This window comes from Leclercia sp. LSNIH3, from assembly GCF_002935105.1.
In the GTDB taxonomy this organism is placed as follows: Bacteria; Pseudomonadota; Gammaproteobacteria; order Enterobacterales; family Enterobacteriaceae; genus Enterobacter; species Enterobacter adecarboxylatus.
This window is the reverse complement of the sequence record NZ_CP026387.1, coordinates 3,967,770-3,981,512: the sequence shown is the minus strand read 5'-3', so window position 1 is coordinate 3,981,512 and position 13,743 is coordinate 3,967,770. Positions and strand designations below refer to the sequence as shown.

The 13,743-nt window shown below is 57.2% G+C and carries 12 protein-coding genes; 8 read left to right on the top strand and 4 right to left on the bottom strand.

From position 1 onward, the window contains the following. Positions 1-26: 26 nt before the first annotated feature. The 4 genes from C3F35_RS19275 to yejF are packed head-to-tail and all read left to right on the top strand — an operon-like array spanning position 27 to position 5,552. Positions 27-1,832, top strand: coding sequence for an extracellular solute-binding protein (locus C3F35_RS19275; protein ID WP_103792182.1), 1,806 nt, complete (start codon positions 27-29; stop codon positions 1,830-1,832). Between the two features lie 9 nt (positions 1,833-1,841). Beyond that, a complete protein-coding gene (locus C3F35_RS19270) occupies positions 1,842-2,936 on the top strand; it encodes a microcin C ABC transporter permease YejB (protein WP_103792183.1) in 1,095 nt (364 codons plus the stop codon). Beyond that, positions 2,936-3,961 (top strand): ABC transporter permease, encoded by a 1,026-nt coding sequence (locus tag C3F35_RS19265; RefSeq protein WP_103792184.1) that lies wholly within the window; start codon positions 2,936-2,938, stop codon positions 3,959-3,961. Before C3F35_RS19270 ends, C3F35_RS19265 begins: the two co-directional genes overlap by 1 nt. 1 nt (position 3,962) lies before the next feature. Next, positions 3,963-5,552, top strand: coding sequence for a microcin C ABC transporter ATP-binding protein YejF (gene yejF / locus C3F35_RS19260; protein ID WP_103792185.1), 1,590 nt, complete (start codon positions 3,963-3,965; stop codon positions 5,550-5,552). 3 nt (positions 5,553-5,555) lie between these two features. Here yejF and C3F35_RS19255 read toward each other — a convergent pair whose 3' ends face one another. From C3F35_RS19255 to rsuA, 3 genes are all read right to left on the bottom strand, one after another. After that, positions 5,556-5,900, bottom strand: coding sequence for a YejG family protein (locus tag C3F35_RS19255; RefSeq protein WP_032612669.1), 345 nt, complete (start codon positions 5,898-5,900; stop codon positions 5,556-5,558). A gap of 332 nt (positions 5,901-6,232) precedes the next feature. Then, on the bottom strand, positions 6,233-7,429 hold the full coding sequence (locus C3F35_RS19250) for a Bcr/CflA family multidrug efflux MFS transporter (protein WP_103792186.1): 1,197 nt from the start codon (positions 7,427-7,429) through the stop codon (positions 6,233-6,235). A gap of 15 nt (positions 7,430-7,444) precedes the next feature. After that, complete coding sequence (gene rsuA, locus C3F35_RS19245) at positions 7,445-8,152, bottom strand: 16S rRNA pseudouridine(516) synthase RsuA (protein ID WP_059307500.1); 708 nt, start codon at positions 8,150-8,152, stop codon at positions 7,445-7,447. A 151-nt stretch (positions 8,153-8,303) separates the two neighbouring features. Here rsuA and C3F35_RS19240 point away from each other — a divergent pair, with 151 nt between their 5' ends. Together C3F35_RS19240 and rplY are read left to right on the top strand one after the other, a co-directional pair. Further along, positions 8,304-10,064, top strand: a complete 1,761-nt coding sequence (locus tag C3F35_RS19240) for a DEAD/DEAH box helicase (RefSeq protein ID WP_103792187.1) — start codon at positions 8,304-8,306, stop codon at positions 10,062-10,064. 126 nt (positions 10,065-10,190) lie between these two features. Further along, on the top strand, positions 10,191-10,475 hold the full coding sequence (gene rplY, locus C3F35_RS19235; protein ID WP_032612678.1) for a 50S ribosomal protein L25: 285 nt from the start codon (positions 10,191-10,193) through the stop codon (positions 10,473-10,475). 51 nt (positions 10,476-10,526) lie between these two features. Here the strand turns inward: rplY and yejK are convergent, their stop codons facing one another. Continuing rightward, complete coding sequence (gene yejK / locus C3F35_RS19230; protein WP_032612679.1) at positions 10,527-11,534, bottom strand: nucleoid-associated protein YejK; 1,008 nt, start codon at positions 11,532-11,534, stop codon at positions 10,527-10,529. A 134-nt stretch (positions 11,535-11,668) separates the two neighbouring features. On the opposite strand from yejK, the gene C3F35_RS19225 reads away from it, so the two are divergent. Both C3F35_RS19225 and yejM read left to right on the top strand, forming a co-directional pair. Continuing rightward, positions 11,669-11,896: a YejL family protein gene (locus tag C3F35_RS19225; RefSeq protein ID WP_032612681.1), complete on the top strand. Its 228-nt coding sequence runs from the start codon at positions 11,669-11,671 to the stop codon at positions 11,894-11,896. Positions 11,897-11,915: 19 nt separating this feature from the next. Then, positions 11,916-13,676 (top strand): LPS biosynthesis-modulating metalloenzyme YejM, encoded by a 1,761-nt coding sequence (gene yejM, locus C3F35_RS19220; protein ID WP_032612682.1) that lies wholly within the window; start codon positions 11,916-11,918, stop codon positions 13,674-13,676. Positions 13,677-13,743: the final 67 nt, after the last annotated feature.

The following is a 13,743-nucleotide window of genomic DNA, read 5'->3' as shown; positions in this document are numbered from 1 at the left end:
AGACTGCAAGAGGAAAATGTCGCGGAATGATTGTGCGCATAATAGTGCTGCTGATGGCGATGATGAGTGGACTCAGCCAGGCGCAAACCATTAAAGAGAGCTACGCGTTCGCGGTGATTGGCGAGCCGAAATATGCCATCAATTTCGATCACTACGATTACGTTAACCCTGCCGCGCCAAAAGGGGGCAATCTTACCCTTGCCGCCAACGGCACCTTCGATAACTTCAACCGCTATGCCCTGCGCGGCGTGGCGGCCGAGCGTACCGACGCCCTCTACGACACCCTTTTTACGACGTCTGATGATGAGCCAGGCAGCTATTATCCGCTGGTGGCCGAGCAGGCCCGCTACGCCGATGATTTTGCCTGGATGGAGTTGACCCTCAATCCACTGGCGCGCTTTCATGACGGCACACCGGTGAAGGCCAGCGACGTGGCTTTTACCTTCCATAAGTTTATGACCGAAGGGGTGCCACAGTTCCGGCTGGTCTATAAAGGGGCTACGGTGACGGCCATCGCCCCGCTGACGGTACGCATCACGCTCGCCAACCCTAACAAAGAGGACATGCTGAGCCTGCTTACCCTGCCGGTCATGCCTGAAAAGTTCTGGAAAGATCATAAGCTCAGCGATCCTCTCTCCACCCCACCGCTGGCGGGCGGGCCATACCGCATTACAAGCTGGCGTATGGGGCAATATCTTATCTACTCCCGGGTGAAGGATTACTGGGCGGCCAACCTGCCGGTGAACCGGGGTCGCTGGAATTTCGATACCCTGCGCTACGACTACTATCTGGACGACAACGTGGCCTTTGAGGCGTTCAAAGCGGGCGCGTTTGATATGCGGGTAGAGAGCAGCGCCAAAAACTGGGCCACGCGCTACATCGGGAAAAACTTTGACCGCGGCTTTATCGTGAAAGAGGCGCTTAAAAATGATTCCGCTCAGGACACGCGCTGGCTGGCCTTTAATATTCAGCGCCCGGTATTCAGCGATCGCCGGGTCCGCCAGGCCATTACCCTCGCCTTTGATTTTGAGTGGATGAACAAGGCGCTGTTCTACGGCGCCTACAGTCGGGTTAACAGCTATTTCCAGAATACAGAGTATGCGGCCAAGGGCTACCCGGATGCCGCGGAGCTGACGCTCCTCGCCCCGCTGAAGAGCGCCCTCCCCGCCGAGGTGTTTACTACCGTCTTTCAGCCGCCGGTCTCTAAAGGCGATGGCTACGATCGTAACAACCTGCTGAAAGCCAGCCAGCTACTGGACGAGGCCGGGTGGACAATCAAAAATAAGCAGCGGGTTAACACGCAAACCGGCAAACCGCTCAGTTTTGAACTGCTGTTGCCCTCCGGGGGGAATAATCAGTGGGTGCTGCCGTTCCAGCACAACCTTGAACGGCTGGGCATTACCATGAACATTCGCCAGGTGGATAACTCGCAAATTACCAACCGGATGCGCAACCGCGATTACGATATGATGCCGCGCCTGTGGCGGGCCATGCCGTGGCCGAGCTCGGACCTGCAGATCTCCTGGGCTTCCCAGTACATTGACTCAACCTATAATTCACCGGGAGTAAAAAACCCGGCCATCGACGCCCTGATTGCGCAAATCGTTGCCGCGCAGGGCGATAAAGAGAAGCTGCTGCCCCTCGGGCGCGCGCTGGATCGGGTCCTGACCTGGAACTATTACATGCTGCCAATGTGGTTTATGGGCCAGGATCGGGTGGCCCGCTGGGATAAATTTGGTCTTCCGGCCCAACGCCCGGTCTACTCCCTCGGGTTCGAAAACTGGTGGTATGACGTTAACAAAGCGGCGCAATTACCCGCCGAGCGGCGTTAAGGATACGCAATGGGCGCTTATTTACTTCGTCGTTTACTGCTGGTGATCCCCACCCTGTGGGCGATTATCACCATCAACTTTTTTATCGTGCAGATCGCCCCGGGTGGCCCGGTGGATCAAGCGATTGCCGCCATCGAATTCGGTAACAGCGGGGCGATGCCCGGCGGGGGCGATGAAGGCATGCGCGCCAGCCACGCCCGCACCGGGGTGGGCAATATCAACGAGAGCCACTATCGCGGTGGACGGGGTCTGGATCCCGAGGTGATCGCCGAGATCACCCAGCGGTACGGCTTTGATAAACCGATCCATGAGCGTTACTTCAAAATGATCGGGGACTATCTGCGCTTTGATTTTGGCGACAGCCTGTTCCGTAGCGCCTCGGTGCTGCATCTGATTAAAGAGAGCCTGCCGGTTTCCATCACCCTGGGCCTGTGGGGCACCCTGATTATCTATCTGGTCTCGATCCCGCTCGGCATCCGTAAAGCGATGGATAACGGCAGCCGGTTCGATATCTGGAGCAGTACCTTCATTATTATTGGCTATGCGATACCGGCGTTTCTGTTTGCCGTTCTGCTGATTGTCTTTTTTGCCGGGGGGAGTTACTTCGACCTCTTCCCGCTGCGCGGGCTGGTCTCGACCGATTTCAGCAGCCTGCCGTGGTACGAGAAAATTACCGACTACCTGTGGCACATTACCCTGCCGGTGCTGGCGACGGTGATCGGCGGGTTTGCGGCCCTGACCATGTTGACCAAAAACGCCTTCCTTGATGAGATCCGCAAGCAGTACGTGGTGACCGCCCGCGCCAAAGGGGTCAGCGAGCGGGGCATTCTGTGGAAACACATTTTTCGCAACGCCATGCTTCTGGTGATCGCCGGTTTTCCCGCCACCTTTATCAGCATGTTCTTTACCGGCTCCCTGTTAATTGAGGTGATGTTCTCCCTTAACGGGCTGGGGTTGCTCGGTTACGAGGCCACCGTCTCGCGGGATTACCCGGTGATGTTTGGCACGCTCTATATTTTCACCCTGATTGGCCTGCTGCTGAATATCCTCAGCGATATCTGCTATACGCTGGTCGATCCGCGTATTGATTTTGAGGGTCGCTGATGCCGCGCTTAAGCCCCATCAATCAGGCCCGCTGGGCCAGGTTTCGTCACAATCGCCGCGGCTACTGGTCGCTGTGGATTTTCGCCCTGTTTTTCGCCCTGAGCCTGTGCTCGGAGCTGGTTGCTAACGATAAACCCCTGCTGGTGCACTTTAACGATCGCTGGTACGTCCCGGTGATCAAAGAGTACAGCGAAAGCGACTTTGGCGGCCCCTTTGCCACCGCAGCGGATTATCAGGATCCCTGGTTACAGGCGCAGCTCAACGAGCACGGCTGGGTGCTGTGGGCCCCGGTCCGCTTTGGTGCCACCAGCATTAACTTTGCCACCACCACGCCTTTCCCGTCCCCGCCTTCGGCACAAAACTGGCTGGGCACCGACGCCAACGGCGGGGATGTGCTGGCGCGCATTCTCTACGGCACGCGGATCTCCATTCTGTTTGGCCTGATGCTGACCCTGTTTTCCAGCGTGATGGGCGTGCTGGCCGGAGCGATCCAGGGCTATTACGGCGGTAAAATCGACCTCTGGGGCCAGCGGTTTATCGAGGTCTGGTCCGGGATGCCGACGCTGTTCCTGATTATTCTGCTTTCAAGCGTGGTACAGCCTAACTTCTGGTGGCTGCTGGCCATCACGGTGCTCTTTGGCTGGATGGCGCTGGTGGGGGTGGTGCGGGCGGAGTTCCTGCGCACCCGTAACTTTGACTACATTCGCGCCGCCCAGGCGCTGGGGGTCAGCGATCGCGGGATCATTTTCCGTCATATGCTGCCGAACGCCATGGTGGCGACCCTGACCTTCCTGCCGTTTATCCTGTGCAGCTCCATCACGACCCTTACCTCGCTCGATTTTCTTGGCTTCGGCCTGCCGCTGGGTTCGCCGTCGCTGGGCGAGCTGCTGTTACAGGGGAAAAACAACTTGCAGGCGCCGTGGCTCGGCATCGCCGCTTTTCTCTCCGTTGCCGTGCTGCTCTCGTTGCTGATTTTTATTGGCGAAGCGGTGCGCGATGCCTTTGACCCGAATAAGGCGGTTTAAGATGACCCAGCCTCTCCTTCACATTGACGCCCTCTCCATCGCATTTCGCCAGCAGGGCGAGCTGCGTACCGTGGTCAATGATGTCTCCCTGCACATAGATGCCGGGGAAACGCTGGCGCTGGTGGGGGAATCTGGCTCCGGGAAGAGCGTTACCGCGCTCTCCGTCCTGCGCCTGCTCCCCGCCCCACCGGTAGTCTATCCGCAGGGCGATATCCTGTTTCATGGGCAGTCGCTGCTGCATGCCGACGAGCGCACCCTGCGCGGGGTGCGGGGCAACAAGATCGCCATGATTTTCCAGGAGCCGATGGTGTCGCTGAACCCGCTGCACACCCTCGAAAAACAGCTCTATGAAGTGCTCTCCCTGCACCGCGGCATGCGCAAAGAGGCGGCACGCGGAGAGATGCTCGACTGTCTCGAACGCACCGGGATCCGCAATGCCGCAAAACGGCTGGCCGATTTTCCTCATCAACTTTCCGGCGGTGAACGCCAGCGGGTGATGATCGCCATGGCACTGCTGACCCGCCCGGAGCTGCTGATTGCCGATGAACCGACTACCGCGCTGGACGTCACGGTACAGGCGCAGATCCTTCAGCTGTTACGCGAGCTGCGTGACGAGCTGAACATGAGCCTGCTGTTTATCACCCACAACCTCAGCATCGTGAGAAAGCTGGCCGACCGGGTCGCGGTGATGCAAAACGGCTGCTGCGTGGAGCAGAACCGGGCCGCGACGCTGCTTGCCGCGCCTGAGCACCCTTACACCCAGCGGCTGCTCAACAGCGAGCCAACTGGCGATCCCGTCCCGCTGCCGGACGCGGCACAACCGCTGCTGAGCGTGAAAGATCTCTCGGTGGCTTTTCCGGTGCGCAAAGGCCTCCTGCGTCGGGTGGTGGATAACAAGCAGGTGCTAAAAAACGTCAGCTTTAACCTGCGCCCCGGTGAAACCCTGGGGCTGGTAGGCGAGTCCGGCTCCGGTAAAAGCACTACCGGGCTGGCGCTGCTGCGCCTGATCGCCTCCAGAGGGGAGATTGTGTTTGATGGTCAGCCGCTGCATCGCTGGGATCGCCGTCAGATGTTGCCCGTCCGCCACCGGATGCAGGTGGTGTTTCAGGATCCAAACTCCTCCCTGAATCCACGTCTTAACGTGCAGCAAATTATCGAAGAAGGTCTGCGGGTGCATCAGCCCACGCTAAGCATGCAGGCGCGGGAGGAGGAGGTCATTCGGGTGATGGGCGAAGTGGGGCTGGATCCGCAGACCCGGCATCGTTATCCTGCCGCCTTTTCCGGCGGCCAGCGTCAGAGGATCGCCATTGCTCGCGCGCTGATCCTGCGCCCGGAGCTGATTATTCTGGATGAACCCACCTCATCGCTGGATAAAACCGTACAGGCGCAGATCCTGGCGCTGCTGAAAGATCTGCAGGAGAAACACCGGCTGGCCTATATCTTTATCAGCCACGACCTGCAGGTGGTACGCGCGCTGTGTCACCAGGTGATTGTGTTACGTCAGGGAGAGGTGGTCGAGCAAGGGGAGTGTCAGCGCGTGTTTGCCGCGCCGACGCAGGAGTACACGCGTCAGCTATTAGCGTTACGCTGACGCTCAGACAGGATCCTGACCTGCTACGGATTCGGCAATCGCCACCCCGAAGTTTTTCAGGCGGCAAGTGGCCGCGAACTCGTCCTGGCTTTTCACGAACAGGCACGGCTCGCCTTCGCACTCCAGTACCGAGCTGTAAAGCTCAATGTCCGTCAGCGCCTGGCTCAGCTTTTCCATTACCGGCCATGCGTTGCCCTCTTCCGGGCTTAGCAGCTTAAGCGCCACCAAACAGTTATCACTGTTTGCTCCGCTTTGCGGAATCGGTTCAACTTTGGAACCTGCAAAACCCGCCGACCAGCGATAGCTCTGCGGCAAGCGATGCACAATGGAGAGCTGTAATGTATTCACGTTTGTTCCCCGGAAGCAAAATATACTTCACAATCTATTTACATTTATAGTAACACATCAACACTTACCTGCTCTGTTTTTAATAAGAAAACGCTTACACCCGTTTCCACGGGGGTTGGCGTCTAATTTATCAGGGCTTTTTGACAGTGTTTCAGGTTGATAGCGGCGCTATATGTACCCGTTTCTGTGATCTAACACAACCTTTTTAACTACAAGGCTGTGACTATTTACACAAATAGATTTTACATAAAAGAAACAAACAGGGGAGCGGTGAAACGTGCTTTGCTTGACCAACATCAAAAAAGGGCCCCGTCGGGACCCTTCTTTCTGCACTATTTTACTGCTTTTCGTGGCCGGCTGGCGTAGAGGCAGAAAAGGATCGAGCAGGTCGCGCACAAGGCAATTGACCAGAGCATCGGCCAGGCGGTGGTAAAGGTCGCCAGGGAGAGCAACGCCCCGACAATGGCGCCAATCCCGAAGCGGAAGGTGCCTGCCAGTGAAGAGGCCGTCCCGGCCATATGCGGGAACTCATCAAGGATCACCGCCATCGCGTTGGACGACACTATCGAAATACAGCCCACAAAGGCCGCAATCCCTATCACCAGCGTCCAGAAGCCCACATCAAAGAAGGCCGTCACCACCATCCACACCGCCATGACGAACTGGATCCACAGACCAATGCGGAACATGTTCAGCGCCCCCACCCGACGGACGAAGCGGCTGTTGATCATAGTCAGCACAAAGATGAAGACCACGTTCAGCGCGAAGTAGTAGCCGAAATGCTGCGGGGAGACGTGGTTGAGTTCAATGTAGACAAACGGCCCGGCGCTGAGGAATGAGAACATCCCGGCAAAGCTGAAGCCGCTGGCCAGCATATAGCTCAGCACGCGCTTATGGCGAAACAGTGAGGCAAAGTTGCCAAGGGTGGTACGGATATGAAACTTCTGCCGATGCTCCGCAGGCAGGGTTTCCTTTATAAAGAAGAAGATCATCGCCGAGGCCAGCAGGGCCGCCAGCGCCAGAAGCCAGAAAATCGCGTGCCAGCTGAACCACACCAGCACTGCCCCCCCGACCATCGGCGCCACCAGCGGCGCAACGGTGGTGACCAGCATGACGAAGGACATCATGCGGGAGAACTCTTCTTTGGGGTAGATATCGCGCATCAGGGCATTGATGACCACGCTTGCGGCCGCTGCCGCCAGGCCGTGGAAGAAACGCATCACAATCAGGTGATCGATGGACTGCGCCATCGCACAGGCCGCCGCCGCACCAGCAAACACCAGCGTCCCGCCCAGCACCACCGGTTTGCGGCCCAGGCTGTCGGCCATGGGGCCGTACAGTAGCTGGCCGAGGGCAAAGCCGAGAATATAGGTGCTGAGGGTCATTTGCGCGCTACCCGCCGGCACGCCAAATTGCTCAGCGATCACCGGCAGCGCAGGCAGATACATGTCGATGGAGAGCGGCATCAGCATAGCCAGCAGACCAAGGATAAAGACAATGCTGAACGACGAGTGTGGCCTGGTGGTCACAGTTAGCTCCTGAAATTAGCGTGAAGAGAGGCCAACGCTGGCAATTTCTTCTTCCGTCAACGGGCGGTATTCGCCTGGCTCAAGATCCGGGTCAAGGGCGATCGCCCCAATCCGTTCGCGATGCAGACCCACAACGTGGTTACCCACGGCAGCAAACATGCGTTTTACCTGATGGTAGCGCCCTTCGCTGATGGTCAGACGCACTTCGGTGGGGGTGATCACTTCCAGCACGGCGGGCTTAGTCAGATCTTTTTCATTGTGCAGCTGAACGCCGTGGGCAAATTGTTCTGCCGTGCTGTCGCTCACCGGGGATTCCAGCGTCACCAGGTAGGTCTTCTCACAATGGTGGCGCGGGGAAGTAATACGATGCGACCACTGACCGTCATCGGTCATCAGCACCAGGCCAGTAGTGTCGATATCCAGACGCCCGGCGGCGTGCAGTTTGTGCGCCACTGGCTCGTCGAGGAAATAGAGCACGGTCGGGTGATCGGGATCGTCAGTCGAGCAGACATAGCCTTGCGGCTTATTGAGCATGAAGTAACGCGGGCCGTTCTGCTGGGTCAGCGAATTGCCGTCATATTCCACCTGATGCTCGGGCTGGAGTTTGAACGCGCTGTCTCGCACAATATCGTCATCCACAGTAACGTGGCTGCCGCGAATCAGACGCGCAGCAATAGCGCGGCTTACGCCGAGTTGCTGAGCGATAAACTTATCAAGTCGCATGAAATAATTTTAGCCTTAAAGGTGCCAGGAGCCGGACGAGGCGCCCGGAAAAGAAGCAGTTAACAACAGCCCAGTATAACGGGCTATCCGCGCCACTCAAGGGAAAAAGTTTCGTGGCATACTATATGCGGGATAACAAAGCTGAGTAACCATGACCTTTACACTTCGCCCCTATCAACAGGAAGCCGTGGACGCCACCCTCGCCCACTTTCGTCAGCATAAAGAACCGGCCGCCATCGTCCTGCCCACGGGGGCGGGCAAAAGCCTGGTGATCGCCGAGCTGGCGCGCCTTGCACGCGGTCGCGTGCTGGTGCTGGCGCACGTCAAAGAACTGGTGGCGCAAAACCACGCCAAGTACCTGGCGCTGGGCCTGGAGGCTGATATTTTTGCTGCCGGATTACAGCGTAAAGAGAGCCACGGCAAAGTGGTGTTTGGCAGCGTGCAGTCGGTAGCGCGCAATCTGGACAAGTTTCAGAGCGAGTTCTCGCTGCTGATCGTGGATGAGTGCCATCGCATTAGCGATGACAACGACAGTCAGTATCAGCAGATCCTGACCCATCTGAAGAGCGTGAATCCGCACATCCGTCTGCTGGGGCTGACCGCCACCCCGTTCCGCCTCGGAAAAGGCTGGATCTACCGCTTTCATTATCACGGCATGGTACGTGGCGATGAAAAGGCATTGTTTCGCGACTGTATTTACGAGCTGCCGCTGCGCTACATGATTAAACACGGTTACCTGACGCCGCCAGAGCGGCTGGATATGCCGGTGGTGCAGTACGATTTCAGCCGGTTGCAGGTGCAGAGTAACGGCCTGTTCAGCGAAGCGGATCTTAACCGCGAGCTGAAAAAGCAGGATCGTATTACCCCCCACATCATCAGCCAGATTGTGGAGTTTGCCGCCGATCGCAAAGGGGTGATGATCTTTGCCGCCACCGTGGAACACGCCCGGGAAATCACCGGCCTGCTGCCCGCCAGCGAGGCCCGGCTTATCACCGGCGAGACGCCGGGCAACGAACGCGACCAGCTGATTGAGGCGTTTAAGGCACAGCAGTTCCGCTATCTGGTCAACGTGTCAGTGCTCACGACCGGGTTTGATGCCCCACACGTCGATCTGATTGCTATTCTGCGCCCCACCGAATCCGTCAGCCTTTACCAACAGATTGTCGGCCGCGGCCTGCGTTTAGCCCCCGATAAAACCGATTGCCTGATTCTGGATTACGCTGGCAACCCACACGACCTGTACGCCCCGGAAGTGGGTGCGCCAAAAGGAAAAAGTGACAACGTACCCGTGCAGGTGTTTTGTCCCGGCTGCGGATTTGCCAACACCTTCTGGGGCAAAACGACCGCCGACGGCACGCTGATTGAGCACTTTGGCCGACGTTGTCAGGGCTGGTTTGAAGATGACGACGGCCATCGGGAACAGTGTGACTACCGTTTCCGCTTCAAAAACTGCCCGCAGTGCAATGCTGAAAACGACATTGCCGCCCGTCGCTGTCGCGCCTGCGATGCGGTGTTGGTCGATCCCGACGATATGTTGAAAGCGGCCCTCAAGCTGAAAGACGCGCTGGTGCTGCGCTGCAGCGGGATGGTGCTGGCTCATGGCGCGGACGAGAAAGGCGAATGGCTGAAAATTACCTATTACGACGAAGATGGCACCGATGTCAGTGAGCGCTTCCGTCTGCAGACGCCCGCCCAGCGTACCGCCTTTGAGCAGCTGTTTATCCGTCCGCATACCCGCACGCCCGGCGTGCCGCTGCGCTGGATCACCGCGGCCGATATCGTTCATCAGCAGCCGTTGCTGCGCCACCCTGACTTCGTGGTAGCGCGGAAAAAAGGCCAGTTCTGGCAGGTACGCGAAAAGGTTTTTGATTATGAAGGCCGCTATCGCCGGGCTAACGAATTGCGTGGATAAAGGGACTTTTCATTGATGTGCAGGCCATTTGAGTATAAAATGCCGCCCGCTTCACATCCGTGAGGCAGAACACTTACCTGCTGCTGGGTCGCCTGTAGCAGGAATAATATGTACAGAGAGAAATCAATGTTAACTATCAATGTAGAAGTACGTAAAGAGCAGGGCAAGGGTGCGAGCCGCCGCCTGCGTGTAGCAAACAAATTCCCTGCCATCATCTATGGCGGCGAAGCTGCGCCAATCGCAATCGAACTGGACCACGACAAAGTGTGGAACCTGCAGGACAAGCCTGGTTTCTATGGCGAAGTTCTGACCCTGGTTGTTGACGGTAAAGAAGAAAAAGTGAAGGTTCAGGCTGTTCAGCGTCACCCGTTCAAGCCAAAACTGGCTCACATCGACTTCGTTCGCGCGTAATCGCTTACAGGTTGAGAAAAAACCCCGCATTGCGGGGTTTTTTTATGTCCGTTATTTACCGCCGGAGGTGCGACGCTGCAGCTGGTCGCGCAGGTTTGGCGGAGTGCCTTTAATGGTCAGCGTGTCGGTCGCCGGATCCCAGAAAATGCGCTCGCCGAGCAGCATGGCATCAAAGTTAATGGTTAACCCACCGCCGCTACCGGCAAACTTGGTGAGCTGACGCAGCGTGCTGCGATCCGCCGGGAAGCTCTCTTCCAGCTCATAGCCTTTCTCAGCCGTAAATTCCTGGAAACTCACTTCGCTGACGCCCGCTAACTCTTTTGACAGCGACTCCAGGGCGATCTCTTCTCCCGCCTGCAGCTGCTCGTTACAGTAAGCATAAACCTGCTGACGCACGTTCTGGCGTTCCGCTTTATCCAGCTCGGCTTCTGCGGTGAAATCATCTACCGCCTGCAGCAGGCCTTTGTTCTGCGCCTTGGCGTTCAACCCTTCGCTGGCACCGAGGAAATCCATAAAGAAGTCGGCCACCTTGCGCCCTACCCGCCCTTTCAGGAAGGTCAGATAGCGGGTCGATTCCGGATTGGTTTCCCATTCCGTCAAATCGATACGCGCCACGATATCCGCGTGGTTGATGTCCAGATAGTGGGTGGAGCTGATATCCAGCTGCTCATTAACGCGCATGCTGCTTAAGTTGTTCAGCACCGCCACCAGCAGATACTCCACCGCCAGGTAACGATAATGGCAGAACAGGACGATCCCGCCATCGGCAAATGGGTACTTTGCCAGCTCATCGCGCAGGCGGCCGGTGGCGGCCCGGCTGAAGGCGAGGAAATCCTCGTCGCCCTGACGTTGCAGGCGCAGCGCCTGCGCCAGTTCACTCTCTTCACTGAACAGGCCATAGGCTTTGTTTTTAGCGCTGTAAACCCGGTGCAGCTCCGCGATCATGTCAACAGCGGTAGGCGTAGGCTCCAGTAACGAATCGCGCAGCACCAGCTCAAGGGTTTGCTCATCACGCTTGATAAGCTGGTGCAGGGCAATCTGGTTGATATCCAGACTCATGATAAACTCTCCTTTTAGACCGGGCCGTATTCAACCACCCGCCAGACATGTATGCAACCGAAGATAAAAAAGGGGAAAAAAAGCTGTTGCTACGGTAATATGTTGCCCTTTCCTTCACAAACAGATTTCGATTTATGCCACAACTCTCCCGCTATAGTGATGAACACGTTGAACAAATGCTCAGTGAGCTGCTCAACGTACTGGAAAAACATAAGGCACCCACCGACCTTTCCCTGATGGTTCTGGGAAATATGGTGACTAACCTTATCAATACCAGCGTTGCGCCGGCCCAGCGCCAGGCAATCGCAAAATCTTTCGCTCAGGCCTTACAGTCCTCGGTTAACGACGACCAGGCACACTAAGGGAAACGAACGACAGTTTATGGTGACGAATCGTCAGCGCTACCGTGAAAAAGTCTCCCAGATGGTTAGCTGGGGGCACTGGTTTGCCCTGTTCAACATTCTGTTGGCGATGGTGCTTGGCAGTCGTTACCTGTTTGTCGCCGACTGGCCGACAACGCTTGCCGGGCGTATCTACTCCTGGATGAGCGTCATTGGCCATTTCAGCTTCCTGGTATTCGCCACTTATCTGCTGATCCTGTTCCCGCTGACGTTTGTCGTCATGTCGCAGCGGCTGATGCGGTTTATCTCCGCCATTCTCGCCACGGTGGGCATGACGCTGTTACTGATCGACAGCGAAGTCTTTACCCGTTTTCACCTGCATCTTAATCCTGTCGTCTGGGAACTGGTGATTAACCCCGACCAGAACGAAACGGCACGTGACTGGCAGCTGATGTTTATCAGCGTGCCGATTATTTTGCTGATTGAGATGCTGTTTGCCACCTGGAGCTGGCAAAAGCTGCGCAGCCTGACGCGTCGTCGTCGCTACGCCAAACCGGTTGCCGCCCTCTTCTTCGTGGCCTTTATCGGCTCGCATTTCATGTATATCTGGGCTGACGCCAACTTCTACCGCCCAGTGACCATGCAGCGCGCGAACCTGCCGCTCTCCTATCCGATGACGGCCCGCCGCTTCCTCGAGAAACACGGCCTGCTTGATGCGCAGGAGTATCAGCGCCGCCTGATCGAGCAAGGCGATCCCGAAGCGGTATCGGTACAGTATCCGCTCAGCGATCTGCGCTACCGTGACATGGGCCAGGGTCAGAACGTCCTGCTGATCACCGTTGACGGGCTGAACTACTCGCGCTTTGAGAAGCAGATGCCAGCGCTGGCGGAGTTTGCCGATAAGAACATTAACTTTACCCAGCATATGAGCTCCGGTAACGCCACCGATACCGGGATCTTCGGGCTGTTCTACGGCATTTCGCCGAGCTATATGGACGGCGTACTGTCGTCGCGTATTCCTGCGGCGCTTATCACCGGCCTGAACCAGCAGGGTTACCAGCTGGGGCTCTTCTCGTCAGATGGTTTCAGCAGCCCGCTATACCGTCAGGCACTGTTATCCGATTTCTCGCTGCCGGCCACCCAGAGTCAGTCCGACGCCCAGACCGCCGGGCAGTGGATCAGCTGGCTGAACCGCTATGCGCAGGACGATAACCGCTGGTTCTCCTGGGTTGCCCTCAACGGCACCACGCTGGATAACAGCAACCAGAAAACCTTTGCCCGCCGCTACGCTCAGGCAGCAGGCGATGTGGATGCCCAGATCGCCCGGGTACTGAACGCCCTGCGTGAATCCGGCAAGCTGGAGAACACGGTAGTGGTGATCACCGCAGGTCACGGTGTGCCGCTGGGTAACGAGCGCACGGATGTTGACTGGTCGCGCCCTCGCCTGCACGTTCCGCTGGTTATCCACTGGCCGGGGACGCCCTCGCAGCGCATTAACATGCTGACCGATCATAAAGATGTGATGACCACCCTGATGCAACGCCTGCTCCACGTCAGCACGCCAGCCAATGAGTATTCCCAGGGTCAGGATCTGTTCAGCGCCACACGTCGCCATAACTGGGTGACCGCTGCCAGCAACAATACGCTGGCCGTCACGACGCCAGCCCTGACGCTGGTACTGAACAGTAACGGCAGCTACAAGACGTACAACCTGCAGGGTGAGAAACTCAACGATCAGACGCCGCAGCTCAGCCTGCTGCTCCAGGTGCTGACGGATGAAAAACGGTTCATTGCTAACTGATTTAAAATTAATCAGTTAGCCTGGACTGGCCTTGCATTAAGCGCGGAAATGGGTAGTATAAATTCTC

Coding starts and splice junctions, on each gene's coding strand:
- C3F35_RS19240 (WP_103792187.1), top strand. CDS start 8,304: ATGACCTTTACACTTCGCCCCTATCAACAGGAAGCCGTGGACGCCACC.
- yejM (WP_032612682.1), top strand. CDS start 11,916: ATGGTGACGAATCGTCAGCGCTACCGTGAAAAAGTCTCCCAGATGGTT.
- C3F35_RS19275 (WP_103792182.1), top strand. CDS start 27: ATGATTGTGCGCATAATAGTGCTGCTGATGGCGATGATGAGTGGACTC.
- C3F35_RS19270 (WP_103792183.1), top strand. CDS start 1,842: ATGGGCGCTTATTTACTTCGTCGTTTACTGCTGGTGATCCCCACCCTG.
- rsuA (WP_059307500.1), bottom strand. CDS start 8,152: ATGCGACTTGATAAGTTTATCGCTCAGCAACTCGGCGTAAGCCGCGCT.
- rplY (WP_032612678.1), top strand. CDS start 10,191: ATGTTAACTATCAATGTAGAAGTACGTAAAGAGCAGGGCAAGGGTGCG.
- C3F35_RS19265 (WP_103792184.1), top strand. CDS start 2,936: ATGCCGCGCTTAAGCCCCATCAATCAGGCCCGCTGGGCCAGGTTTCGT.
- yejK (WP_032612679.1), bottom strand. CDS start 11,534: ATGAGTCTGGATATCAACCAGATTGCCCTGCACCAGCTTATCAAGCGT.
- C3F35_RS19225 (WP_032612681.1), top strand. CDS start 11,669: ATGCCACAACTCTCCCGCTATAGTGATGAACACGTTGAACAAATGCTC.
- yejF (WP_103792185.1), top strand. CDS start 3,963: ATGACCCAGCCTCTCCTTCACATTGACGCCCTCTCCATCGCATTTCGC.